The organism is Pseudomonas sp. PA-6-3C, assembly GCF_021605825.1.
GTDB classification, from domain to species: Bacteria; Pseudomonadota; Gammaproteobacteria; order Pseudomonadales; family Pseudomonadaceae; genus Aquipseudomonas; species Aquipseudomonas edaphica.
The window spans coordinates 1-25,929 of record NZ_WKDV01000036.1; the positions used below are offsets into that span (position 1 = coordinate 1).

General features: G+C 61.3%; 20 protein-coding genes. 6 read left to right on the forward strand and 14 right to left on the reverse strand.

The window, feature by feature from the left end:
* The first annotated feature begins 423 nt into the window (after positions 1-423).
* Positions 424-2,316, forward strand: a complete 1,893-nt coding sequence (gene mrdA / locus GIW48_RS21630; RefSeq protein ID WP_099550099.1) for a penicillin-binding protein 2 — start codon at positions 424-426, stop codon at positions 2,314-2,316.
* Here mrdA and GIW48_RS21635 read toward each other — a convergent pair whose 3' ends face one another.
* Entirely contained in the window at positions 2,317-2,718 is a 402-nt protein-coding gene (locus tag GIW48_RS21635) for a GFA family protein (protein WP_017135350.1), read from the reverse strand.
* Between the two features lie 100 nt (positions 2,719-2,818).
* Here GIW48_RS21635 and GIW48_RS21640 point away from each other — a divergent pair, with 100 nt between their 5' ends.
* The gene (locus GIW48_RS21640) at positions 2,819-3,286 is read left to right on the forward strand and encodes an SRPBCC family protein (RefSeq protein WP_170040655.1); all 468 of its coding nucleotides are present in this window, start codon (positions 2,819-2,821) and stop codon (positions 3,284-3,286) included.
* A gap of 44 nt (positions 3,287-3,330) precedes the next feature.
* Here the strand turns inward: GIW48_RS21640 and GIW48_RS21645 are convergent, their stop codons facing one another.
* Positions 3,331-5,553, reverse strand: a complete 2,223-nt coding sequence (locus tag GIW48_RS21645) for a TonB-dependent receptor (protein ID WP_138449861.1) — start codon at positions 5,551-5,553, stop codon at positions 3,331-3,333.
* Between the two features lie 324 nt (positions 5,554-5,877).
* On the opposite strand from GIW48_RS21645, the gene GIW48_RS21650 reads away from it, so the two are divergent.
* The 4 genes from GIW48_RS21650 to GIW48_RS21665 all read left to right on the forward strand — a co-directional run bounded on the left by GIW48_RS21650 (position 5,878) and on the right by GIW48_RS21665 (position 10,272).
* Positions 5,878-8,235 (forward strand): DNA polymerase II, encoded by a 2,358-nt coding sequence (locus tag GIW48_RS21650; RefSeq protein ID WP_177034954.1) that lies wholly within the window; start codon positions 5,878-5,880, stop codon positions 8,233-8,235.
* Between the two features lie 72 nt (positions 8,236-8,307).
* Positions 8,308-8,886, forward strand: a complete 579-nt coding sequence (locus tag GIW48_RS21655; RefSeq protein WP_099550095.1) for a GNAT family N-acetyltransferase — start codon at positions 8,308-8,310, stop codon at positions 8,884-8,886.
* Between the two features lie 13 nt (positions 8,887-8,899).
* Positions 8,900-9,520 carry a glutathione S-transferase N-terminal domain-containing protein gene (locus tag GIW48_RS21660; RefSeq protein WP_236461242.1) on the forward strand — a complete coding sequence of 207 codons (621 nt, stop codon included), beginning with the start codon at positions 8,900-8,902 and terminating at the stop codon, positions 9,518-9,520.
* A gap of 176 nt (positions 9,521-9,696) precedes the next feature.
* Positions 9,697-10,272 (forward strand): DUF4174 domain-containing protein, encoded by a 576-nt coding sequence (locus tag GIW48_RS21665; protein ID WP_017135343.1) that lies wholly within the window; start codon positions 9,697-9,699, stop codon positions 10,270-10,272.
* A gap of 59 nt (positions 10,273-10,331) precedes the next feature.
* Here GIW48_RS21665 and GIW48_RS21670 read toward each other — a convergent pair whose 3' ends face one another.
* From GIW48_RS21670 to GIW48_RS21725, 12 genes are all read right to left on the reverse strand, one after another.
* The gene (locus GIW48_RS21670) at positions 10,332-11,738 is read right to left on the reverse strand and encodes a lipid II flippase MurJ (protein WP_017135342.1); all 1,407 of its coding nucleotides are present in this window, start codon (positions 11,736-11,738) and stop codon (positions 10,332-10,334) included.
* Positions 11,738-12,559 (reverse strand): acyltransferase, encoded by an 822-nt coding sequence (locus tag GIW48_RS21675; RefSeq protein WP_017135341.1) that lies wholly within the window; start codon positions 12,557-12,559, stop codon positions 11,738-11,740. Before GIW48_RS21675 ends, GIW48_RS21670 begins: the two co-directional genes overlap by 1 nt.
* Entirely contained in the window at positions 12,556-13,959 is a 1,404-nt protein-coding gene (locus GIW48_RS21680) for an O-antigen ligase family protein (RefSeq protein WP_017135340.1), read from the reverse strand. The genes GIW48_RS21675 and GIW48_RS21680 overlap by 4 nt, the downstream gene beginning before the upstream one ends.
* Positions 13,959-15,062 carry a glycosyltransferase family 4 protein gene (locus GIW48_RS21685; RefSeq protein ID WP_236461240.1) on the reverse strand — a complete coding sequence of 368 codons (1,104 nt, stop codon included), beginning with the start codon at positions 15,060-15,062 and terminating at the stop codon, positions 13,959-13,961. Before GIW48_RS21685 ends, GIW48_RS21680 begins: the two co-directional genes overlap by 1 nt.
* Positions 15,053-16,267: a glycosyltransferase family 4 protein gene (locus GIW48_RS21690; RefSeq protein WP_017135338.1), complete on the reverse strand. Its 1,215-nt coding sequence runs from the start codon at positions 16,265-16,267 to the stop codon at positions 15,053-15,055. Before GIW48_RS21690 ends, GIW48_RS21685 begins: the two co-directional genes overlap by 10 nt.
* Positions 16,268-16,289: 22 nt before the next feature.
* Positions 16,290-17,630 (reverse strand): beta-xylosidase, encoded by a 1,341-nt coding sequence (locus tag GIW48_RS21695; RefSeq protein WP_032865434.1) that lies wholly within the window; start codon positions 17,628-17,630, stop codon positions 16,290-16,292.
* On the reverse strand, positions 17,627-18,808 hold the full coding sequence (locus tag GIW48_RS21700) for a glycosyltransferase (protein WP_017135336.1): 1,182 nt from the start codon (positions 18,806-18,808) through the stop codon (positions 17,627-17,629). The genes GIW48_RS21695 and GIW48_RS21700 overlap by 4 nt, the downstream gene beginning before the upstream one ends.
* Complete coding sequence (locus tag GIW48_RS21705; RefSeq protein ID WP_169987008.1) at positions 18,808-20,787, reverse strand: GumC family protein; 1,980 nt, start codon at positions 20,785-20,787, stop codon at positions 18,808-18,810. The genes GIW48_RS21700 and GIW48_RS21705 overlap by 1 nt, the downstream gene beginning before the upstream one ends.
* Positions 20,788-20,857: 70 nt before the next feature.
* Positions 20,858-21,685, reverse strand: coding sequence for a polysaccharide biosynthesis/export family protein (locus GIW48_RS21710; RefSeq protein WP_236461238.1), 828 nt, complete (start codon positions 21,683-21,685; stop codon positions 20,858-20,860).
* A gap of 6 nt (positions 21,686-21,691) precedes the next feature.
* Positions 21,692-22,603 carry a glycosyltransferase family 2 protein gene (locus GIW48_RS21715; RefSeq protein ID WP_236461236.1) on the reverse strand — a complete coding sequence of 304 codons (912 nt, stop codon included), beginning with the start codon at positions 22,601-22,603 and terminating at the stop codon, positions 21,692-21,694.
* Positions 22,603-24,063 carry a mannose-1-phosphate guanylyltransferase/mannose-6-phosphate isomerase gene (locus GIW48_RS21720; RefSeq protein ID WP_017135332.1) on the reverse strand — a complete coding sequence of 487 codons (1,461 nt, stop codon included), beginning with the start codon at positions 24,061-24,063 and terminating at the stop codon, positions 22,603-22,605. Before GIW48_RS21720 ends, GIW48_RS21715 begins: the two co-directional genes overlap by 1 nt.
* Positions 24,063-25,502 carry an undecaprenyl-phosphate glucose phosphotransferase gene (locus GIW48_RS21725; protein ID WP_017135331.1) on the reverse strand — a complete coding sequence of 480 codons (1,440 nt, stop codon included), beginning with the start codon at positions 25,500-25,502 and terminating at the stop codon, positions 24,063-24,065. Before GIW48_RS21725 ends, GIW48_RS21720 begins: the two co-directional genes overlap by 1 nt.
* Positions 25,503-25,929: the final 427 nt, after the last annotated feature.

Genomic DNA, 25,929 nt, shown 5'->3' on the forward strand with positions numbered 1-25,929 from the left:
AACTCAGTAGTGAAACGATGCATCGCCGATGGTAGTGTGGGGTTTCCCCATGTGAGAGTAGGTCATCGTCAAGATTAAATTCCGAAACCCCTGATTGCTAACGCAATCAGGGGTTTTGTTTTGGGCGCTCGAAAAGCGCCAACTTCAAAACCTCTACGCCTTGATCAGCTCAATCGGCATCATCCCGATCGCCATTCTCACACGCGCCCTGCACAAAGCTGGAAGGTCATGTGATTGATCGCACTTGCGTGATTAAGGCCTTTTGCAGCCCAAATCGGTCCGTGTCTGACAAAACAGCATGCCGTTGGGGAAATCGATGCAAAGTGTTTCTGCATTTTTGGTATGGTGCAGCACATTTTCACAAGGATTGATCTTTCAACCGCAGGACGCGGCGTCGAACTTCTTCAACGAGATGCTGTAGAAATGCCTGAACCGATACCGATCAAGGATCACGAAAAAGAAAACCGCCTGGTCAACAAGCGCTTGCTCGCCTGCGCACTCTTGGTGATTGGTATTACCTGCGCCCTGGTCGGGCGCATGTATTTCCTGCAGGTGGTGCAGTACGACTATCACTCGACGATTTCCGAGAACAACCGGGTCCACGTACTGCCGATCACGCCGACGCGCGGGCTGATTTATGACCGCAACGGCGTGGTGCTGGCCGACAACCGTCCCAGCTACAACCTGACCATCACTCGCGAGCGCACCACCGACCTCAAGGGCGAGCTGGACGCTATCGTCAGCCTGTTGCACTTACCCGCGGAAGACCGAGCAGTATTCGACAAGGCATTGAAACAAGCCCGCCATCCTTTTGTGCCGGTAACGCTGTTCTACGAATTGACCGAAGAGCAGATTGCCTTGCTGGCCGTTAACGAGTTCCGCTTGCCGGGCGTCGATGTTGAACCTCAGTTCGTGCGGCATTACCCGTTGGGCGCGCATTTTGCCCACTCGATTGGCTACGTTGGCCGAATCAACGAGAAAGAATCCAAGGCCCTCGACTCGGTGGAATACCGCGGTACCCAGTCCATCGGCAAGACCGGTATCGAGCGTTTCTACGAGTCCGAGCTGCACGGCCATGTCGGCTATGAAGAGGTCGAGACCAATGCCCAGGGCCGCGTGTTGCGCGTGCTCAAGCATACCGACCCGATCCCCGGCAAAAACATCGTGCTGAGCCTCGACGTCAAGCTCCAGGAAGCCGCGGAAGAGGCCTTGGGCGATCGCCGTGGTTCGGTGGTGGCCCTCGACCCGCAGACCGGCGAAGTGCTGGCCATGGTGAGTAAGCCGAGCTTTGACCCGAATCTGTTCGTCACCGGCATCAGTTTCAAGGAATATGCCGCGCTGCACGACTCCATCGACCGACCGCTGTTTAACCGCGTGCTACGCGGGCTTTACGCGCCTGGCTCGACCATCAAGCCGGAAGTGGCCATCGCCGGTCTCGACAGTGGTGTGGTGACCGCGCAAACCCGAGTGTTCGACCCCGGTTATTACCAACTGCCCGATTTTGACCACAAATACCGCAACTGGAACCACAGCGGTGACGGCTGGGTGGACATGGATGCGGCGATCATGCGCTCCAACGACACCTACTTTTACGACTTGGCCCACAAGCTGGGTATTGATCGCCTGCACGACTACCTGGCCGAGTTCGGCCTCGGTCAGAAAGTCTCTCTCGACATGTTCGAAGAATCAGCTGGCCTGATGCCTTCCCAGGCCTGGAAGCGTGCAACCCGTCGCCAGCCCTGGTTCCCGGGCGAAACCGTGATCCTCGGCATTGGCCAGGGCTATATGCAGGTCACGCCATTGCAGTTGGCCCAGGCCACCGCGTTGATCGCCAACAAAGGTGTGTGGAACCGTCCGCACTTGGCCAAGACCATCAATGGCGTGCCGCCGGTGGACGAGAACCCAATGCCTAACGTAGTGCTCAAGGATCCGCGTGATTGGGAGCAGGTCAACCACGGCATGCAGCTGGTGATGCATGACCCTCGCGGTATCGCCCGTGCAGCAGCGGCCGGTGCTCAGTACCGGATCGCTGGCAAGAGTGGTACTGCGCAGGTGGTGGCGATCAAGCAGGGTGAGCGCTATGACCGCAACAAGACGCTGGAACGGCATCGCGACAACGCCTTGTTCGTCGGTTTTGCGCCGGCCGAACATCCGAAAATCGTGATCTCGGTGATGATCGAAAACGGCGAGGCCGGTGGCCGCGTGGCGGGCCCGGTGGTGCGGCAGATCATGGACGCCTGGCTGCTTGACCAGGAAGGCCATCTCAAGCCGCAATATGCGACGCCGGCCAAGGCGCCCGGTGACCCGCACGTCTAGTCAAACCTTCCACTCATCCCAGTGCTCTACGCCTGCGTAAGCAAGCCAGGGCACATCATGGGCCGTCCAGATGTGCGAGGTGGGCCGCACGCCAGGGTCATCATCCAGTGTCGCCACCCGCACAATCACATGGGGCTGATGCCCACGCTCAGCCATCAGGTGTGACCCGCAGCGCGAACAGAAATGCCTGAGCTTGCCCGGTGAAGATTCAAACGACGACAGCAGCGCCTCACCCTGCATCCAGCGAAAGTGCTCGCGCATCACTCCGGCGGTGGCCACGAATGCGGCTGCGTGCACCTTGCGGCAACTGTCGCAATGGCAGTGGCTGATGGGCATGTCCAAGCTGTCGATTTGATAGCGCACGGCTTTGCAGAAGCAACTTCCATTCAGCGGGTCAGTCATACACGTATTGCCTGATTAAGGACGGGGACAATCATCATTGCTTACAACCTGAGGTTGCGCATTGTTTGTTGTCGCCTACTTTCAATGGAGGAGGTGACTTATGCACGTGTTAGATCGCATCGAACGAAAAGTCCTGCTCAACGTACCGCGCAAGCAGATCTGGGAAGCGCTCACCAAAGCCGAGCAATTTGGCGAGTGGTTTGGCATCGCCCTCAAGGGTAAAACCTTTACCGCTGGAAAAAACATCGAGGCGCCGATCACCTACCCAGGCTATGAACATGTGGTGTGGAAGGCGGAAATCGTGCGCATCCTGCCCCAAACCCTGTTCTCATTCAGATGGCACCCTTACGCTGTCGAGAAGGGCGTCGACTACGACCACGAAACTCCGACCCTGGTAGAGTTCACCCTCGAAGACCGCGCGCCGGGCATCCTGCTGCGGGTGGTCGAATCCGGTTTTGACGCAGTGCCCGAACCCCGTCGCCAAAAAGCCTTCAGGATGAATTCCCGAGGCTGGGACGAGCAAATGGGTAACATCGAAAATTATCTGAACCAGGCCCACCGCGCCTGAGCCAGCGATGCGCAAATCCGCTGACTCATGTGGTTACAACGCGTTTAGAAATCCACCGTCGCCGAGAACTTGGCGACCCGCGGATCACCTTGGGTCAGATAACCGCCCAGCGCCGATTCCCAGTATTTGGTATTCGCCACGTTCTCCACCGTGGCACCCAGGCTCACATCACGCTGGGCCACCTTGAAGTTGTAGCGGGCGCCCACATCGAAGCGATTCCATGCCGGCAGGCTGAGGTTGTTCGCCGCATCGGCGTACTGGCCGCCGGTACGCAGCATACGGCCGTTGACGCTCACGCCTTGCAGACCCGGCACATCCCAATCCACGCCGGCATTAAGTTGGAAGGACGGCACGCCAATGGCGCGGTTGCCGTCGTTGGCGCCGTTTGCCGTGCCGTTGACTTCGGTGTGGATGATGGTCGCGCCGCCCAGCAGGCGCAAGCCGCTGACAGGTTCGCCGAAGACGTTCAGCTCTACACCTTTGTTGACTTGCTCGCCTTCGAAGACAAAGGTCGCGGTGCCGTCCGCATTCAGTTGGGAAAAACCCTGGGTCGGCTGTTCGATTCGGTACACACCCAGCGTTGCGCCGTAGGTGCCCATGTCGAGCTTGACGCCAGCCTCGGTCTGTTTCGAACGCGCGGGTGCAAAGGTCTGGTTGGCGTTGGTTACGATGGCGCTGCTGAAGGTGGAGGGAGCCGTCGGCCCTGACGCCAGGCCTTCGATGTGGTTGGCGTAGAGAGACACATGCTCCCATGGCTTGAACACCAGGCCATACACCGGCGTGGTGATGCCCTTGGCGTAGTTGGCGGTGCGTGTGCCGGTGCCGTAGGCGTAGCCCTGAACCACCAGCTCCTGGCGGCGCAGGCCGGCGGTGAACAGCAAACGGTCATCCATAAAGCCGAAGGTGTCCGACACCGCCGCGCTGCGGGCGAAGGTCTTGGCGGTGATGCCGGGGTCGTTCAGGTCGCTGCCGGAGGTGAAGCCGCCTTTGGCTGGAGCGGTCACATCGGCCGGGCTGTAAATATTGGTCGGCTGGCTGCCGGAGGCAAAGTCAAAGGCGTTGCGGGTCTGGGTCCAGATGCCGGTCAAGCCGAGGTTCAATTTGTGGCTGACAGCACCGGTCTTGAACTTGCCGTTCAGGCCGGCCATCAGGCTGGTGTTGTCTTCCTGATGCGCAATGTTCGAGCCGCTGACTGTGGCATTGCCTAGTGTGTCCCTCAGGGTCACCGACGAATAGCGGCCCAGCTCGTTGGTGTGCTTGGCGCCCCCGGCGATGTAGGCGGTCCAGTTATCGTTGAGGTCATACTCGCCGCGCAACATGCCGAAGGTGTCTTCCAGGCTGGTGGTGCCCCAGTTCGGCGCGTAGTTGGTGTCGGCCGACGGCGCATTCGGGATATGGGTCAGCCCGCTGCCAAGCAACACCGTGTTGCGTCCGCCATTGACCTGCTGCTTCTGATAAACAAAGTCGCCTGACACCCGCAGGGCATCGCCGCGATAGTCCAGGCCGACCGAAAACAGCTTCGAACGCTGGCTTTCGTCGTCGATGGCGGTGTCGCCTTCGCGCTGGGAAATATTCACCCGCGCGCCAAAACGGTTGTCTTCGCCGAAGCGCTGGCCGATGTCCAGGTGTTCACCCACCCGGCCGTCACTGCTGATGTCGGTGCTCAAACGGCGCAAAGGCACATCATCAGCGCGCTTGGGTTGCAGGTTAACGCCGCCGCCGATGCCGGAGCCGCTGGGTGTGACGCCGTTGATAAACGCGTTGGGGCCTTTGAACACTTCAACCCGTTCCAGGGCGTCGGTGGACATGATCTGGCGCGGCAGGATGCCGTACAAACCGTTGAACGAAATATCGTCGCCGTTGAGCGGCAGGCCACGAATCACAAAGGCTTGAGCCTGGTTCGCATAGCCCGATGCCTGGCGCACGGACGAGTCATTGAGCAACACATCGCCGACGGTTTGCGCATGCTGCTCGCGGATCAACTTCTCGGTGTAGGAGGACATGCTGAACGGCGCGTCCATGATGTCCTGGTTGCCCAGCACGCCTAGCTGACCGCCGCGCGCGACCTGGCCGCCAGCGTAAACCGGCGGCAATGCATTCGGTGCAGGTGCGTCGGCGCTGATGTTGGTTGCACCCAATTCCAGTGTGTTGCCGTCTGGACGGTTGTTAGTTTCTGGGGCTGCCGCGTGAGCGGCAAGGCTCAGTGAGCAGCAAAGGGCAAGCAGGGCAGGGCGAAACGGCACAGAAATTTGGTTGCAGGTGGGCATGGTCGATCCGGACGGCGAACCGTCAATGTGAGGAAAAGGGCAACAACGTTGCGCTTCCTCACTGCGCGGATACGACTCCGGTGCGAATGATAGTAATTGTCATTAATGTTTCGCAACCAGTTTGTGAAATCGTCGTCCGCGCAGGCGCGAGCTGCCGACCAGCGGCGGCAAAGGTGCGTGCGGCGCACGCTTCTTCGGGCGCCTGGGCAAGGGTGATAGACCGTGCGCTGAGTACAAACGCAAAGGTAAATGCCATCGCCCATCGCGTTTGCCCGGATGCCGAGTAGAATCACGCCCTGAAAGCGATTCCTGAGGTGCGGTACGGTGGATTTACAGCAGGGTTTTGTCCTGACCCGGCATTGGCGCGACACGGCGGCGGGCACGGAGGTGAGTTTCTGGCTGGCCACCGACCAAGGCCCACGGTGCGTGCGCCTACCCGTGCAAACCTCGGTGATGTTTATTCCGCAAGCCCATCGCAAGCCGCTCGACTGGCTACTCAAGGGCGAGCGCGAGATTGAACTGCGCCCGTTGCAATTGTGCGACTTCCATCATCGCCCTGTCCTTGGTCTCTACACCCGCCAGCACCGCCAGTTGATGGACCTGGAAAAGCGCCTGCGCGCCGCCGGTGTCGACGTCTACGAAGCCGACGTGCGCCCGCCCGAGCGTTACATGATGGAACGCTTCATCACCGCGCCCGTGTGGTTTGGCGGCACACCGGATGCCAGCGGCACCTTGCTTGAGGCGCAGATGAAACCCGCGCCGGACTACCGCCCGCCGCTCAAACTGGTGTCCCTGGACATCGAGACCACCGCCCAAGGCGACCTGTATTCCATTGCCCTGGAAGGCTGCGGCGAGCGCCAGGTGTACATGCTCGGCCCGCCAAACAAAGCCGATGCGGTGGACTTCAAACTCGACTACTGCGATACCCGCGCCCAACTGCTCGAGTGCCTCAACCAATGGCTGGCTACCCACGACCCCGATGCCATCATCGGCTGGAACCTGGTGCAGTTCGACCTGCGCGTGCTCCACGAACATGCCCAGCGCCTCAACGTGCCGCTGTTGCTCGGGCGTGGCGGCGAGGCGATGGCCTGGCGTGAACATGGCAGCCGCAACCACTACTTCGCCGCTGCCGCCGGGCGGCTGATCATCGATGGCATCGAAGCCTTGCGTTCGGCCACCTGGAGTTTCGAATCCTTCAGCCTGGAAAACGTCGCGCAAACCCTGCTCGGCGAAGGCAAGGACATCTCCACGCCGTACCAGCGCATGGACGAAATCAACCGCATGTTCGCCGAGGACAAGCCCGCATTGGCGCGCTACAACCTCAAGGACTGCGAGCTGGTCACGCGGATTTTCGCCAAGACCGAACTGCTCAAGTTCCTGCTCGAACGCGCCAGCGTCACCGGGCTGCCGGCCGACCGTAATGGCGGCTCCGTGGCGGCGTTTACGCACCTGTATATGCCGCTGATGCACCGCCAGGGCTTCGTCGCGCCAAACCTGGGCGACAAACCGCCCCAGGCCAGCCCCGGCGGGTTCGTGATGGACTCGCGTCCCGGCCTCTATGAATCGGTGCTGGTGCTGGACTACAAAAGCCTTTATCCGTCGATCATCCGCAGTTTTCTCATCGACCCGGTGGGCCTGATCGAAGGCCTCAAACATCCCGAGGACAGCGAATCGGTAGAGGGCTTTCGCGGTGCGCGTTTTTCCCGCACCCGGCATTGCCTGCCCTCGATTGTCGCGCGGGTTTCCGAAGGCCGCGAAGTGGCCAAGCGTGAACACAACGCGCCGTTGTCCCAAGCCCTTAAAATCATCATGAACGCGTTTTACGGCGTGCTTGGCTCCAGCGGTTGCCGCTTCTTCGACACGCGGCTGGCGTCCTCGATCACGATGCGTGGGCACCAGATCATGCGCCAGACCCGCGAGCTGGTCGAAGCCAAGGGTTATGACGTGATCTACGGCGACACCGACTCCACCTTCGTCTGGCTCGGCAGCGCGCATGCTGCGGAGGACGCCAGCCGCATCGGTCGGGAACTGGTGCAGCACGTCAACGAGTGGTGGCGCGCGCATCTGCACAACGAATTCGGCCTGCAAAGCGCCCTGGAACTGCAATACGAAACCCACTTCAGCCGCTTCCTCATGCCGACCATCCGCGGCGCTGAGGAGGGCAGCAAAAAGCGCTACGCCGGCTTGGTTGTACGCGCCGACGGCAGCGAAGAAATGGTCTACAAAGGCCTGGAAACCGTGCGCAGCGACTGGTCGCCGCTGGCCCGGCAATTCCAGCAGGAACTCTATCAGCGCATCTTCCATCGCCAGCCGTATCAAGACTACGTTCGCGACTATGTGCGGCGTACCTTGAGCGGCGAACTCGACGACTTGCTGATCTACCGCAAACGCCTGCGCCGCCCACTCGACGATTACGAGCGCAACGTGCCGCCGCATGTGCGCGCCGCACGCCTGGCGGATGAATATAACGACCGTCTGGGGCGCCCGCGCCAGTATCAGCGCGGCGGCTGGATCAGCTATGTGATCACGGTCAACGGCCCGCAGCCGCTGGAAGTACGCCAGGCGCCGATCGACTACGACCACTACGTCACCCGGCAATTGCAGCCGGTGGCCGATGCGATCCTGCCGTTCGTAAATGATGATTTCGGCACGCTGGTCGGCGGGCAAATGGGCTTGTTTTAAAACGCTTGCCTGTACGTGGGGCGAGCCTGCACTCTTGGCCGCTGACGACCACTCTCAGACGGCGCAGCTTCCATGACTCAGATCACGTTGACCGGCAGCACGGTCGAACTCCAGCCCCTGCAACGCGAACACAAAACCGCCTTGCTTGAAGCGGCCGCCGACGGCCAATTGTGGAACCTCAAGGTCACCAACGTGCCAGGTCCGGACACCATCGACACCTACATCGACACGGCCTTGGCCGGCCGCGACGCGGGCAGCGTGATCCCCTTCACCCTGGTGCGCGCAGGCACTGGCCAGGTGGTGGGCAGCACGCGGTTCTGGAAGGTCGATCGGGCCAATCGCAAGCTGGAAATCGGTCACACCTGGCTGGCCGAGTCCACGCAAAAAACCGGCATCAACACCGAAGCCAAGCTCTTGCTGCTGACCTACGCTTTTGAAGTGCTCGACTGTGTGCGGGTGCAGTTCACTACCGATGAACTCAACGAAAAATCCCGTGCCGCGATCCTGCGCCTTGGCGCCGTGCAAGAGGGCATTGTGCGCCACGAGCGCATCATGCCCGATGGGCGCAAGCGCAATTCGGTGCGGTTCAGCATCATCGATTCGGAATGGCTGCAGGTGAAGGCCAGCTTGCAGGCCAAACTGCAGCGATAAGGAGACAACCCCCATGTACACGCTCTACGGCATCGACGAATCCGGCTCCTGCATGATCGAAATCGCCCTGCAGCGTTGCGCGGTGGCATGGCGGCGCATCGACGCCAGCTCTTGGGAAGACGGCGAAGGCAGCGACGCCCTGGCCCGCATCAACCCACTCAAACAAATTCCCACGTTGGTGACGCCCGAGGGCCAGGTGCTGACCGAAAGCGCCGCGATCCTGATCCACCTGGGCCTGGAGTTTCCCGCCTCCGAGCTGCTCGCCGGCAACCGTGCGCAGATCCTGCGCGGGCTGGTATACATCGCCGCCAATTGCTATTCGGCGGTCGGCATCATCGACTACCCGCAACGCTGGCTCGGTAATGTGGATGACGCCGCACAGGCGCAATTGATCAGCGGCACGCGCCGTTACCTGCACCAGGCCTGGGTGGTGTTTGCCGAGCAGTTTGCCGACCAGCTGTTCGGCCCCGGCAATGTGCCGAACGCGCTGGGCATTATGGCGGCCGCGGTGTCGCGTTGGGACGCGGCGCGGGAGGTGTTGAACAACCTCGCGCCAGGCTTTGCCCAAACGCTGGCGCGAGTGGATGCAGACCCGGTGGTGGCGCCGGTATTTGCGCGGCATTGGCCGCAATAGAACGCCTCGTAATGGTTCCGCAATCTGAAGAAACAATGACTGATAACCCCATTCGAGCCCTTGCGTGGCAGGCTTACTGACCTACGCTTCTTAACGAGGTGTAGGAATCATCCTTGAAATTGACTGTCGCAGACATGAAACTCAAGAACCCTGCATGGAATTCAAAGGAGGTGCGCATGCTCATCCGGTCGCTGACCCTGGCTACCTTGATGGCTTTTACGGGGCCGCTGTTGGCCGCTGATGATATCAACCCGCTCAAGCAGGACTTGGGCAAGGCTCGGCCGCTGGTGGTGGTGGAGCTCGATTCCGGCAACGACACTTTGGCGACCCTCAAGAAACAATTGGATGAGCCTGCTACCAAGCAGTCCTTTGAAGAGCGCAGCATGGTGTTCTACACCGTGAAGTTCGGCAGCATCGGTGCTGAAGGCGAAAAATTCGCCAAGGACCCCAAGGACAACAAGAAGCTCACGCCACCTGAAACCAACGCGCTGATCCGTGCCCTCAAGCTCGGCGCCGGCAGCGGTACAAAGGTGATCCTGATCGGCAAGGATGGCGAGAAGAAACTGGAGAAGACCGTACCGCCGGATCCCCTCGACCTGAAGGTGTTCTTCAGCACCATCGACCAGATGCCGATGGCCGAGAAAGAAGCAGCTGCTCCGGTTGTGCCAGAACCTGCGCCTGCGCCTGGCAAGAACGCTACCAAAGCGGGTAAGGCAGCCAAGCCGGCTGCGCCTCAACAGCTGGATGACTGAGTCCGTGCAGGAGCTGGCTTACCAGCTCCTGCGCAGGCCGTTGCGGTGGTGGTTCCAGTTCACTGTTTCCACGGCTTGAACCACCCAGCCAACCCTCCCAATACCAGGGCTGCCGTCACGGTACTCAAGCCCAGTTGCCAGCCATCGTTTTGCAGTGGATGCAAGATGACGGCTGCAAAACCCAGTAATACCGCACTCAGCCCCCATTGCAGCGGCCAGCCCAGTTGGCCAAGCAATTGCTGGCGTTGCATCAGCAGCAGGTTGGTGACGATAACCCCGCCCAATGCCGCCAAGGCGATACCCGGTAAACCCAGAAAGTACGGCAGCAGCACCAACAGCAAAGCGTTGACCCCGCTGCCCAGCAATTCGCAGCGCAAGGGCAGGCGCGTGTCGCCGCTGGCATAGGCATAGCGGGCGAGCATGGCGTTCCAGGCGCCGAACACCAGTGGCGTCGCGAACCAGGCCAGCAGCGCCGGCAGTGGGCCGTCGGCGCTTTGGGTGGGCATCAGCAGATGAATCAGCACCGGGCTGGCGCCGATCAGTCCGAGGGCGGCCGGCAGGCTGAGCAGGGTCGCAGCATCCAGGCCGCGACGCAGCAGGGCCAGGCGCTGTTGGCCTTGTTCGCCGCTCATCATGCCCAGCAGCACCTGGTTGAGGCTCATCAGGGCGATCAATGGCAGGTTGATCAACTTGCGGGCAAGGTTGACCCACGTGACGGCACCTTCTCCCAGATAACTGGCGATCAAGCGTTCGAGCAGCGCCAGTCCCTGGCTGGCGACATTGCTGGCCAACAATGGCCCGATGCGCCCCAACAGTTCGCGGCCCGCCAGCTTGTCGCCAGTGACTTGCCATGGCCGCCAGCCGAAAGACCAGACCGGCGCCAGCAGCGGCAGGCACATCAACACACTGCCGGCAAAAAAGCTCATGGCCAGTTCGCCGCTGTCGCTTGCGCTGCCACGGATAAACAGGTACAGCACCGGTGGCAGATTGAACAGTAAAGAGCCCAGGCCCGGCAGCACAAAACGTTGGCGTGCCTGCAAGGGAATACTGAACAACCCATGCATCACCAGGCCCGGCGCACAGGCCGCAAGCCAACGCAAGTTAGCGGCGGCTTCGGCATGGGCCTCGGCGTCCAGGCCGGGGCCGATCAGGCGCACCCACAGCGGCGCGCCCAGCGCCAGTACGGCAAACAGGGCCAGGCCCACGCCCAGCAGGCGTGGGGAAAGACTGGCCAGCCAGGCTTGCTGGCGTTGTGGGTCGCGTTGTTGATAAAGGGGCAGGGCAGCCGCCGCAAGCAAGCCGGCGGCCAGGGTCATGCGCAACGCTTCGGGCAAAAACACCGCCACCAGAAACCCGTCGCTGCGACTGCCCGCGCCCCAGGCCGCCACCAGCAGCCATTCGCGGGCAAAACCGGCGACCAGCCCGGCGAGGGTCGCGACGGTCAGCCAGAGCGTGCTGCCGAACATCAGTGGAACAGGGTGAACAGGCCCTTGCCACCCACCTTATAGTTCAGATCATGGCAGCGTTCGCCCATGATTTTGGCCCCGGAACCGCCAATGATTTTGTAGGGGGCCACAGCCTTGGCCACCACGGTATTGGCGCTGATCACCGAGCCATGCCCCAGGTGCGTGCCGTAGCCGATCAACGCCCGGCTGCCGATCCACACATAGTCGTCGATGTAGATCGGCCCGGAAATCGACCAGAACTCCGGAGCCTGCAAGTCATGACTGCCGGCGATGATCAGCACGTGGGAGGCGATCGCCACGTGGTTGCCGATCACCAGCCCGGCGCGGGCGTCCACCTGGCAATGCCAGGCGATCACCGTATCGTCACCGACTCTCAAGTTGTGGATGCCCAACACTTCGGTGTTACGCCACAAGCTTGTGCCCTTGCCGATCTTCGCGCCGCCCAGGCGCAGCCAGGCAATGCGCACATGGTGGCTGGGGATCTTGTTGATCAAAATGTTGTAGGCCATGTCCCAGGCGTTGCGCCAGCGATCCTTGATAGTTGCCCAGTTTTTGCCATAGCGCGGAAGTAGCTTGCCCGGCAGGTCCTGTTTCATACGACGGAACAAAAGGCGGGCCACCGGGTGCTCAAGGGCGGGTTCCAGGTCGATGGAGTTTATCCAGAAGCGCTTGTTGTCGCCTTCGCCCTCTTCAAACACCACGTCGTTGGCCAGGCACCAGTCCAGCGCCTCTTCCAGGTCCGGCAGGCTCACGCCTATTTCAGCGGCCAGTGTGGGGAGGCGGTCGCGCAAATCGGTGGAGTGAATCATCCGGTGCTTCATGGTTGGTTATCCTTTGGCGCAATAGCAGCAACAGGGGCGGTAATGGAGGGGCGCAGACGCACCTGTTGCAGGCTCATGCCCATCAACAGCCAGAACAGCGCGATCAGTACAAAGGTGAAGCTGAAATAGTGGTCGAAAATCCCCGTCAACAGCGCTGCCATCACGCCGCAGATACACCCCAGCCACAGGGCGTTGTCGGCGGTGACCTTGCGCACCTGGCCCAGGGGCCGCACTTCCCGCCACCACAACACAGTGACGGTGATAAACAACAGCATCCCAGGAATGCCGACCTTGTAGATGAAGTTCAGCCACAGGTTAGAGATGCCCAGCAGGTTGGTGCCGGGTACGGGTGGGTCTATCTTGAAGCCGATCCCCAGGGGATATGTCGACATGGCCTCGGGGAATCTTGCGTACTCGTCGAAGCGGATTTCGGTACTGGCATTGGTGGACGAGAAGATGGTCAGCAAGCGCTCCTGCAACGGCGGATAGAACATCACCAGCGCAACCCCAAACGCCACGCCGATACCGATGATGCGCCCGCTGTTAGGCACGCGCTTATAGGTCAGCCAGATCAGCACCAGCGCCAGGGCCACGATGGCGCCACGGGAAATACTCAGCAGCAGGCCGGCGCACCCCAGCACCGCCACCGCCAGGCCCAGCGCCCGGCGCCAGCCGCTGCGGGTCCAGCCGTAGAACAGCGCCAGGGGGATAAACAGCACCAGCACGCCACCCGTCAGGTTCGGGTGCACCCAGGGCGAGGCCATGCGCGTGTAGTTGGCGGAAAAAATATCCTTCACCGCTTCCGGGTGGGCGTACTTGAGGTCGGTGAGCACCTCGATCATCGACATGGCGTTGCGCGTCTTCAGAAACATGAAAATCGACAGCAACAGCATCGCCAGGTTGCCCAGCAGCAGGGCGACCACCACCTTGTCGCGGTCGGCGTCGGTGCGCAGCAGCAACGGCACGATAAACAGCAACGACAGGTTCATCAGCCAGCGTACCCAGTTCACCGGCCCGTTGCCTTCGGCATGGATGATGACCATGCCCCAGATAAACGGAATAGTGCTGAACAGCATCAGCCACATCAGCGCGCGCTCGGTCGGACGCCACAGGATCAAGCCGCGGGTCTTGCCGATAAACGATTGCCAGAACACCCCGACCCAGGTCAGCCCCAACACCGCTTCGCTGATGGTGGTGCGGATCCCCAGTTCCAACGTGGTGTAGGGAATGCTGGTGGCCAACACCGCGAAAATCAGCAAGCCCCACAGGGGAAAGCGGATCAGGGTCAAGGCCACACCCGCGCCGGCCACGACCAGCAAGGTCTTGATCGGCGACAGGGCCAACAGCAAAATGCCGAAGACCAGGCCCAGGAGCAGGCTGATGAATTTTCCTGGCAGCATTAGCGGTCCAATTCCTTGAGCAAAGTATCCAGGCGCGAGCGATAGGCCGGTTCGGCAAATTGCCGGGCCCAGGCGCGCTGCGTTTCGGCGTCTGCCGTGTTGCCTGCGGTTGCCATTTGCTGCATGACGTTCTGCAATTGCCTGGCAACGCGTGGGTCGAAGCGCGGGGCGCCGGGCGGCGCGACTTCATCCAGTGCGGAACCGCGTGCCACCGCCACCGGCGTGCCCACACTCAAGGCTTCCACCACCGGCAGGCCAAAGCCCTCGGCATAAGACGGCTGCCATAGGCAGTCGGTATGACGGTAAAGGGCTTGCAGTTGGCCGTCGGATAAACCGCTGCACCAGTGCAGGCCCGGCAGTTCGCCAAGGGCGGACGGTACATCGCTGGCGTGGCCCACCAGTACCAGGTCCGGCACCTCAGGGTTCGCCGTACGGCAGGCCTGCCATTGGCGCAGGAAAAATGCCATGTTCTTGCGCGGCTCCCGTGTGCCCACCACCAACCAGTAACGCGCCGGCAGTTTGTCTGGCAGCGGTTCTGGCGCTGCATTCAATTCGGGCACCAGGTTGCTCAACACCCGGAACTTGGCCCGGGCCCAGGGGAATACGCGGGCGGCTTCGTTGCAGGAAAACTGCGAAGGGCACCACACCCGGTCAGCCTGCCACACCGACCAGGCAATCGAGGCACCGTCGATCAAGCGATAGGCCAGGGCCTTGAGCCTGGAGCGATGGAAGTTACGCTGAGTCAGCTGAAACAGGTCATGCAGCACCAGGACATAACGGGTGCCGGCGGGTTTGCGGCACAGCGGCAAGCCCATATTGGCCGTGGCGATGTGCAGGTCGATCTGTTGCTCATGCAAGGATCTGGGCAAAAATTTTCGCTCAAACCGCAAGCGTACCTGCGGCCGTTGCAGGCCATCCAGCGGGCTGGCCCACGGTGGGCATATGGCGGTCTGGCGTTGCGGGTGGTCCAGGGGCGCCTCAGTGAACAGCAGCACCTCAGTGTTGTCCCGCGCGCGCAGGGCATCTTCCAGCGCCAGGACCTGGCGGGCGATGCCCGACGAGGGCGCAACCGTGGCGGGGCGATAGTCCAGGGCTACGCGCATGGCTGAAATTCCTTAGAGTCGATCAAGGTGTTGTAGATGTGCTCCAGTTCGTCACCGGCCACCGCCCAGTCGTGGTACTGCCGCGCATACTCGCGTGCCGCATCGGCCAGTTGCCGGGCCAGCAGCGGCTGATCGAGCAGGCGCACGATGGCGTCGGCCAGAGCCTCGGCGCTTTCGCCCGCCAGATAATGCGCCTGTGGTTGCACCGCCAACCCGGAAACACCCTGGGCCGTGCTGACCAGCGGCAAGCCGGCGGCCATTGCCTCCAACACCTTGAGCTTGGAGCCGCCGCCATGGCGCAACGCGGCGACAAAACCGGCGCAGCGCCGTTGCAGAGCGCACAGATCAGGAACAAACCCCAGCCACTCGACACGTTCATCCGGCCAACGGTCGCGCCAGTGTTCGGGCAAGCCGTAACCGGCCACCGCCAGGCGCGCGTTCGGACACTGCAGCCAGACCCGGGGGAATATCTCCTCAAGCAACCACTGCACAGCGTCCAGGTTCGGTGCGTATTCGTAATTGCCGACAAACAACAAACGCTGGCTCTGCGCATCGGCACTGACCTGGGCGAAGGCACGGCTGTCGACGCCATTGACCACCACGCTTACCGGCGTTGCAGTCAACGGCCGCATGGCCTGGGCGTCCGCCTCGGTCACCGCAATCACATGGGCGGCGGCATCGAAGGCCTTGCGCTCCCATTGTCGGCAGCGCCATTGGTCGTACTGCACGAACGGCGCGGCCCACTTGGGGAAACGGTCATAAGTGGCGCCGCCCAGGCTTGATTCCAGGTTGTGCTCGGTCAGCACAAACTCGCGCTTGCGCTGCTGCAAGGTGCGCAGAAACGGTTGCAGGCTGTAGCTGTGTTCCACTTGAATCACGTCCCAGCGCTCGTTCAACAGTTGCGCAAATTGGGCTTGCAACGGTGCCGACAGGCCATTGACCGTGGTCAGCAACGGCCACGGTGCGAATACGCCCGCGAGCAGGGTCATCGGGTGTTTCAGTGGCCGGCGCGGCACCACGATCAGGCGCTCGAGCAAGGGTTCAAGGGCTGCGTGCGCCGCGTCATCGGCCGGTGTCTTCGATTGCGCCAGCAGCGTGATGCGATGCCCGCGCTCACTCAAGGTGCGCAGCAAATGATACTGCCGGGTCTTGCCGCCGCTGGTGGTCGGCCACGGCAGGTAGGGCACAATCCATAGGATTCTCATGTACAGCTCTCCATGCCCGGGGCTACCACACCAGTATCTGCAAACTCGGCTTCACCACTGGGCGAATACCGTTGTCGTCGCTCAGGGTTTGCCGGGCTCCGGTCAGCGGGTCCAGCAGTTCTGCGCGTTTAATATCCGGCAGGCTGATGCTGCTGCCTTCGGCACTCCAGTACATCAACAGGTGTTTTCCGTCAGGCCGTGTCCAGGCCACGCTGTAGAAACTGTCCGGCACGTCCTTGAGTTGTGGCGTGGTGCCGGGTTTAAGAGAGGGACCGGTGATCTCAAGGAAGCGGGCGAGGGCGGTGTACACCGGCTTGGGTTCGCCGTCCAGGTTCAGCAGGCCGTAATGCTGGTCGCGTGGCGAGGCGCGTTGGTCGAGGTCGGACAGCGCGAACAGGAAAATCTTCTGATAGTCCTGGGACGCCATCAACGCCAGACGGCGCAAGGTGTAGTCGGCCTGCCCGTCGATACCGATCAGGTCCTGCATCTCTTTGGGGCCGGCATAGCTGGACCAGCCCCACTCGGTAGCCCATACGTTCTTGATCCCGGCGCCGTGCAGCATGGTATTGAGTTGATCACCGCGCAGCAGCACTTCGTTCTTGCCCGGTTCATCGGTTTCCGGGGTCATCGAATAAGGGTGATAGGCCGCGACCATGCCCAGGTTTTGCACGCCCAGCGCGCCGAGCGCTTCGAACATCAGGGTTTTGCCACGCGGCGGCATTTGGCTGTAGTACGCCATGCCGCCCATGACCTGCAGTTTGCCGGGCGCGGCAATATTCAACGCCTGGTGACTGGCCAATAACAATTGCCCGTACTCCTTGGCGTTGACTTCGGGGCGCCAGTTGTTCGGCAGGTTCTGCTCGTTCCATACCTGCCAGGCATCAATATTGGGGTAGCGCTTGGCCAGGAGTGCCAGGCGCAGCGCATAGATTTCGGGGTCCCGCGGGCGATACTGGTCCTGGAACTTCGCGCCCTTGGGGGCGGTGGTGATAAAGGGCGCCGAACCGACCAGGTAAAACACCGAGCGGATTTTTTCAGCGCTCAGGGTGCGGTCCAGTTCATCGAAGGTGCTGAGTTGATAACCGTCTTCTGTGGGCTCCAGGCGATCCCAGTGCAGGTCGACCCGCACCCATTGCAATCCAAGTTTCTTGTATTGCGTGATCTGCTGGCGGTACTGCTCGGGCGTGAACCACAGAAAGTGCGCGTTCACGCCGAGGAAGTCCTTCCATACCACACTGCGCTCCGGGGCCAGGTTCACCGGCTGCGCATCGACTTTTTCACTCGACAGCAGGGCGCCACCCACGGCGATTGCCAGCACCAGCGGCAGATAGCGCCACATCGGGCGAACAGATGAAATATTCATCGCAACGGCTCCTCACAAGCATCTCGAAATAGTTCGGCAAAACGTCGGGCCGTGGTGGCCCACTGGCGTTGGTGGCCGATTTCCGCTGCCCGGGTAGCCCATTGCCGGGCCTGCTGCGGGTCGAGGATCAAGCGGTTCAAGGCGTTGCTCAAGGAATCGATATCGCCCTGCTGATAGGTGATGCCATTGCCGCCGGCCACCTCTTCAGCAAAGGCACGCGCATTGGAGGTGATCACCCCGCGCCCGCAGGCATTGGCCCATGACAGCGCGCCACTGGTGCCACGCATCTGTCCCAGGAAACCGAGTTTTTTCGATTCGCGGTAGGGCAGCACCATCACATGGTGCGCCTGGATCGTAGCGGCGATCTGCGCTGATGGCAGGTCCAACTGCCAGTCCACCACATCCTCCAGGTGCAGCGCGATGATCTGTTGGCGCAGGCCGTCGAGGTAGTTGCCGGCCGGGTCAAAGGTCATTTCCGGGGCGGTGCCGCCGGCCAGGGTCAGGCGCACCTGGCCTCGGCATTGCGGGTGGGTGGCCAGTGACTGGGCCAGGGCCTGGAGCAGGTCCTCAATGCCCTTGCCGCGATAGATAAAGCCGAAATACAACAGACGCAACGGCGCAAGTGGCGGCAAGTCCTGGGCCGCGATGGGTAGGTTGCCGTGAGCAATCACCGCCACTTGCTGCGGACGCAGGCCCATGCGTTGGCGCAGGCAGTCGCCTCCCAGGTGGGTGAGGGTGATCAGCCGGCGCATCCCTTTGGCCAGGCGTCGTTCTTCGTGCAAGGTCAGCGGGTCGGCCAGCAGTGCCGCCGCCTGGGGCAACGGGTGGGGCAGGCGTTCGAGCAGGGTCAAGGGGAAAAACAGCTTGGCCCGGCGCCAGATCAAGCGCTCCGGGTCATGCACCGTAGCGGTCAACGGCAGTTGTGGTTGTGCCCGACGCAGGTAGTCAAGCGCCTGGAACTCACCGAAGCGCCCACCTCCCAGTTCGGCATGGACCAGATCCACACCGTGCCAGTCAAAGGCTTGCAAGCGCCGCAACTGTTCAGCCAGGTCCTGGCAACCCGCGAGGGGGGTCACCACTTCAAGGCCCAGTTCGATCAACGCGTTGCGCAAATGCGCGGCGTAATCGGCGATCCCGGTCTGCTCCGGCGGCAGAGGTGCCAGCAATGCAATACGCATCAGGCCGCACCGCGCCAGCTGTTGATCCGCGCCAGGACCTTGGCCGGTACTTCGAAGCGGCGGCGGTTGAGGATCATGCCGTCGACTTTGCCGAACGCGGTGGTCAGCAGCGACACCGCGTTTTCGATGGTCGGTACGGTACTGGTGCGGGCTTCGATCACCAGCACGATCTGGTCGGCACGGCGCAGCGTCAGGAAGGCCTGCGGGTTGGATGACAAGGCCGAGGCATCCAGCAACAGCACTTCACCCGCCGTGGGCGCGTTCGCCCCGTCGACCGAGACGCGATGGCCACGTTCTTCCAGCAGGCGCTTGAGCTGCTCGATGATAAACGTCACACCCTCGCCATGCCGCGCCGAGGTCAGGCCCAGGGCAAAGCCTTCACTGGCGATGCGCTCCAGGGGCAGCAGGCTGTACAAGCGATAGAGGCTGGCGGTGACGGCGGCCGGCGTGGCGTCTTGCACGTCGGGGATGCTGCTCCACAACGGCACCTGGAACATCTCCTGCAAGCGTGTGCCATCGTGGATGCGTTGGTCCAGCAGGTACAGCACATAAATGGTCAAGAAGCCCACGGCCACGCCGGCGGGAATGGCGAACAACAGAATCAGCAGGCTTTTGGGAAACACACGTGACGGGTTCAGGGTGGCGTGTTCGATCAGGGCGATGTTGCTGATCTGGCTGTTGTCCAGTTCATGATCGATTCGCGCCTGTTCAAGGTTGTCCGAGTACAACGCGTAGCTTTTTTCGGCGGCGCGCAGTTGTTGGCTCAGCTTGTTGAGTTCCGGCTCATCGGTCATCGCCTTGTCACGCTGATCGCGCAGCTCGGCAAGGGTTTTGTCGTAGTTCTCGATTTCGCCGGCCAGTTTGCGCTCTTGTAATTGGGCGTCGATCACTTGCTGCTTGATGTTGATCACCAGGCTGTTGGGCGCGGTGTTTTGCGAGCGTTCCAGGCGCGTGGCTTCCTGAGCGCTGAGGGCTTCGATGTCGCGAATATTCTGCTCGATCTGATTGACCTGCGGCGTGCCCGGCAGGTAGGTGCGCAACAGGCGTGCGCGTTCCACTTGCAGCGCATTGAGCTGGCGCTTGAGGTCCAGTTGGGTGGGGTTGAGGCTGGTTTCGCGCATCGTCACCACGTCTGCCGGCTGGCTCTTGATCTGCTGGCTGGCGTTGGCCAGGAGGCTGCGAATGCCCGAGATCTGGTTTTGTGCGCTGACCTTGGCGTCGGTGACACGGTCGATCTGGCTGGTGAGGTTCTTCAGGCGCGCATCGACACTGATCGAATCGATCTGCTTCAAACGGACTTGCAGTTGGTCCTTCAGGCTCTGGATATTTTCCGCCACCTTGGCGCGTTCGGTTTCATAGAAGGTATGCAGGCTCTTGCGCCCGAGAATCCGCGCACGTTCCTCAAGGTAGGCGTTGACCCATTCTTCGACGACTTTTTGCGCCACCGCCGGGTCGTCCCAGGTGAAGGAAATCTCGATCACCGAAGAGCCTGGCTCGTGAGCGGCTTTGAAGTTCTTCTCCAGCGAGGTCGCCAGGCGCTCCAGCGGGCTTTGTTTCTCGGCAAGGCCTACGAACTGCAGCACGCTGCGCACGCCGTTGACGACTTCGCCAACGCCCTTCTTGACGTAGAACTTGGTGACCTTCCAGAAGCCCTGCGGCGGCTCGGAGGTCATCGCCATATAGCGCTCGGCAACGATATGCACGATGGGCCGGCCCGTGAGCATTTTTTCTTCGTCGACAATCGGGTCGTGCTGGGTGCTCGGGGCAATCAGCGTCTGGCGGTTGGCGGCTTCGATCGGCAAGGTGGTGTTGTCCCGCCCCGGCTTGACCAGCAAGCGCGCGTCGGACTCGTAGCGAGCCGGCAGCAGGAAGGCACCCAGCACCGCGACGACGATCGTGGTGATCACTGCCAGTTTGAATTCGCGGCGGTAGATGAAAAACAGCCGCAGCAGGTCGCGAAGAGAGCGGATTTCGATCACAGGATCACTCCATTGCATATGGGGTTTACGAAAAACGGGAACGCTTGGTTCGAGTGATACGACGCCCGCTTCATAATCCTTGGCCTGTGTTGATGGTTGGGTTGTTGTAGATGGTGTTGCCGCTGTTTTTCACGTCGCTCTTGTTCAGGTCGTAATTCAAGCCAATGCCAATCCCCTTGTTGATCGGAAACAGCTTGGTGAAGTACATATCCACGGCCTCCACCGTCGCGCCGATGCCCGACTGCGGCACGAAGATCAAATCGCCGCGCTGCAACGCCACCCGCGGGTGATTGGGGTTGGTCAACATGCTCTCCAGGCTGATGAAGTATGTCCTGTACTTGCCATCTGGCCCGGTGCGCAACAAGGCCACGTTGGAGGCATCCGCCGAGGGCAATACACCACCGGAACTGAGCAGCGCCTGCTCGACGCTGACGTTGCCGGCCAAGTCGAAAAACGCCGGGTTGGACACCGCTCCGCCGATAAACACCTTGTTGCTCGGCGCGCTGGCGATGTTCACCGTCACCGCCGGTTCGCGGTAGATGCGCTTGTACTTCTCGGTGATTTCCTTGCCCAGGTCTTCGGGCGTGCGCAAGGCGGCCTTGACCCGGCCAATATTGGGCACCGAGATCACGCCGTCGGGGCGCACGACGAATACGGTCATGTCATCGGCCGCCGCCGGCTCCTGGGCATCGCGCACGATCCGCAGCGAGTCGCCGGTCTGGATCAGCACCTGCGGCGGTGGCAGGTCGGCCAGGGTCAGCGCCGCTTGATGGCCGGCCTTGAGCGTATTGTTGTCAGGAAGCGGCACCCGCGCGGGGGTCGAACAGCCCGTCAGCCAGATTGAGGCACTCAAGAGGCTGAGCAGGGTAAGACGGGAACGTCGGTTGGTAGTCTTCATGACGGCTCAAGTCCAGTAGGTGGAAAACATGCCCAGGCGCCGTTTAAGCGCGTTGGGCAAGTGGCGTTCAAGGTGGCCGAGGCGATAACCCAGCAATTTAAAGGCGCTGCGCACCACCACTTCCGGCGCGCGGTGCAGCGCGTTGGCCTCGCGCAATGCGCGCAGTTCGGCCAGCACATAACGTTTACCTTCGCCGCCGGCGTCGCCGAACGCCTGGCGAATCCACGCCTCGCGGCCGTAGAACACACCGATATCGAAGTAGCGCCTGAACTCGTCCAGCAAGCGGTAATCATGGGAGTGATACACCTGCGCGCTGGCGGCGTAGCGCACTTGGTAGCCGGCCAGCAACATGCGTGCGGCGACGTAGGCGTCTTCGCTGCCAATCACATCCTGGGGAAAACCACCCACCGCCTGCAGGGCGCTGCGCCGGTACACCGAAAACGAGTCGGAGCTGAAGCAGGTCTTGATCCCTAGCTGCGGTGCATCGGCCAGGCTTTTGCTGCGGCTGGCCGCCGGGTAATTGAAGTGCCGCGACTGTGCCCCCAGCACCCCTGCACCGGGGTGCGGCAGTTGCCGGCCGTAGGCCACGCCATTGAGCGGCTCCCGTTGCAATTCGGCGATCAGGTTGGCGAAGGTCTCGGCCGTGGCGGGGATCGCGTCCTGGGTCATGACGATCAAAGCGTCGCCGCCCACCTGTTCACTGGCCCAGCGCCGGGTGCCGCCGTGGTTGAAGTCGCGGGCATCAATCACCTCCACACGCGCGCCAAACTCGCGAAAGCGCGCCACGGTGTCATCGCTCGATGCGCTGTCGACCACCAGCATCTCGTCCGGTTGCAAGGTCTGCATGCGCAGCGCTGGCAGCAGGCGGTCCAGATGGCTGGCCGCGTTGCGGGTGGGGATGATCAGGGACGTGCGCATCAGGGTTTCACTTCCACCGGAGCGCGGCCGTAGATGTCGTCATAACGCACGATGTCGTCTTCGCCCAGGTACTCACCGCTCTGTACCTCGATCATCACCAGGTCAATGATGCCGGGGTTGGTCAGGCGGTGTTTGTGGCCGGCGGGAATGTAGGTGGACTCGTTCATGTTGAGCAGGATCTCGCGCTCGCCATTGGTGATCATCGCTGCGCCGCTGACCACTACCCAATGCTCGCTGCGGTGATGGTGCATTTGCAGGGACAGCGAGCCTTTGGGCTTGACCACAATGCGCTTGATTTTGAAGCGCGTGCTTTCTTCCAGCACCGTGTAGGTGCCCCACGGGCGGGTGACCGTGCGATGCAGGCTGAACGCCGGGTGATTCTGGCGCTTGAGTTCGGCGACGATATAGCGCACGTCCTGGCTGCGGTGGGCGTCGGCGATCAACAGTGCGTCCGGGGTGTCGACGATGATCAGGTCGCGCACGCCCACTGCACCGAGTACCCGCTTGGGCGAGTCGATGTAGCAGTTATGCACGTCGTGCAGGATCGCCTCGCCATTGATCTGGTTGCCATTGTCATCACTGGGGGTGAGTTGGCGCAGCGCTTCCCAGGAGCCGATATCGCTCCAGCCAATGTTGCAGGGCACGACCGCGACCTTTGCGGATTTTTCCATCAGGGCCACGTCGATGGAGATGTCCGGCGCGGTACTGAAACCTTCCGGGCTCAGTTCACGCTGGCGACTGCTGCTGTTCTGCAGGCTCTGGCTGTGCTCGAGTGCGGCCTTGGCAGCCTCCAGGACTGCCGGGGCGTGGCTGGCCAATTCTTCCAACAGGCTGGCAGCCTTGAAGCAGAACATGCCGGCATTCCACAGGTGCTTGCCGCCGTCCAAATAGCCTTGGGCGGTGGCCAGGTCGGGCTTCTCGACAAAGCGCCGGACCTGAAACCCGGCCCCTAACGCTGCGCCTTGTTCGATATAGCCAAAGCCGGTTTCGGCACGGTCAGGCTGAATGCCGAAGGTCACCAGGTAACCGGCCTCGGCCAGTGCGCGGGCTTTTTCTACCGCTTGGGCGAAGGCCGCTTCATCAAGGATCAGGTGGTCGGCGGGCATCACCAGCAACTGCGCTTCAGCGCCGAAATGCTCCTGCACATGCAAGGCGGCCACGGCGATGGCGGCGGCGGTGTTACGTCCAAACGGCTCCAGCAGCAGCTCGAGGGCCAATCGCTGGGTGTTCACCGCGCGGTAGTCGTCGAGGGTGCGAAACAGCAGGTCGCGGTTGGTTACCGTCAGGATGCTCTCCACCCCTGGCAAGTGGCTGGCGCGCAGGAAGGTCTTTTGCAGCAGGCTCTGGTCGTCGCGCATGCGCATGAAGGGTTTGGGCATGTTCTGCCGCGAAACCGGCCACAGCCGCGTGCCCGAACCACCGGAGATGATGCACGGGATCAATCCGTTAAGAGGGTTCATCAATAGACTTCCTTGGTGGAAAGGACGGCCGGAACCGTCATGAAAACGATGTACAGATCCAGCCACACCGACCATTTAGCGATGTATTCCAGGTCGTATTCGACTCGCTTCTGGATTTTGAACAGGGTGTCGGTCTCGCCACGGTAGCCATTGATCTGTGCCCAGCCGGTGATGCCTGGCTTGACCCGGTGGCGTGAGCTGTATTCGCTGACCGCTTGCTCGAACGGAACCCCGGCGGCCTTGGTGGCCGTGGCGTGAGGGCGCGGGCCGACCATCGACATATTGCCCAGCAGCACGTTGAACAGTTGTGGCAGCTCATCGATGCTGGTCTTGCGAATGATCCTGCCTACCCGGGTGATGCGCGGGTCCTGGCGTGTGGTCTGGTTCTCGGCGTTCAGGTCGGTCTGTTCGACGTACATCGAGCGGAACTTGAACACCCGGATCAGGTTGTCGTTGTAGCCAAAGCGCTTCTGGCGGAACAGCACCGGGCCCTTGGAATCGAGCTTGATCGCGATGGCCGTCGCCAGCATCACCGGTGACAGCAACAACAGGCCGATGCTGGCCAGCAGCAGGTCTTCGCAACGCTTGATAAAGGGCGACCAGCCGCGCAGCGGCAACTGCGAGGTATTGAACATCAGGATGCCGCCCACATCGGTGATGCGGTTATGCCCATAACGCAAGGCAGCCATGTCGGGCACCAGCATGACGTTCACCGACATCTGCCGCAGGCGCTTGACCAGCCCGTTGATACGCTGCTCGGCGGCCCAGGGCAGGGTGATCATGACCTGGCTGACCTGTTCGGAGCGGATCAGCTTTTCCAGGTCGCGGGTATTGCCCAGCAAGGGCAGGCGGCTCAATTCCTTGGGAATGCGCTCGGTACGGTCGTCGATAAAGCCGATCAGGCCGGAACGGATATCGCTGTTGCGCGACAGGTGTTCAGCCACATGCACCGCCGTCTCGGTAAAGCCCAGGATCACCGTACGTTGCAAGAACTTGCCGTTCTTCATCAAATGGCGATACAGGCGCAGCATCAATATCCGCTCCACGCCAAAAAGCACCAGGCTCATGGAGAACCAGGCCGTCAGGTTGCGTGGGCTCAACTGTGGGAACAGCAGCAGGATCTGGTACATGAACAGCAAGATGCAAAACGCCGAGACCCAGGCCACCAGCATCACGCGAAAACGCAGGCGATTGCTGAACAGATCCTCGGAGTACACCCCCAGGGCCTGGAACAGAATGATGGTCAAGAGCGCAAAGAATACCAGCAGGCCCAGGTAGTGGTTGCGCATGTGCTCGGCGACAGGTTCCGGGTAGAACAACAGGATAATTGCCGGCACCACAGCAGTGAGGCCGTGGATCAGTTTGACGAAGACGACAAAAAACTCAACGAAACCGGGACGAGTCAAAAACAGGCTATCGACCGACGATTTACCGCGCATAGATCAGATCCTCAATACACCACCAGAACGTTCCTGTTCGTTTTGCTCATCCATAAGGCAGGTTTGCTTTACAAGTGGTGCAAATCGAACAACTGCAGTTGCTGGGTAATACGTAATGCCTGTTCAGACGCAGGAATTTACGGAATGATGGCTAAATAGTGGCTTCCTTGAGGTTTCGTGTCAATGTTTTGGCTTTTTTTCGCCGTCGCCCTCAATGGCTCTCATGAGACCCATGGTATGACGATTTATTGACATTAGAGGCCGTGTTTTCAGAAAAATCGAGAATCGATGATGGCTTTTTGGAGTGTAGGAACAAACGTGGGGATTTGCCTGCCAGCGAAAAAAGCTTTTTTTGACAGAAGCAGGGCGGGGGAAGGGGGGTTGTCGAACCAGAGCCGGCTTGCCGGCTCTGGTGCAAGGACTGGTG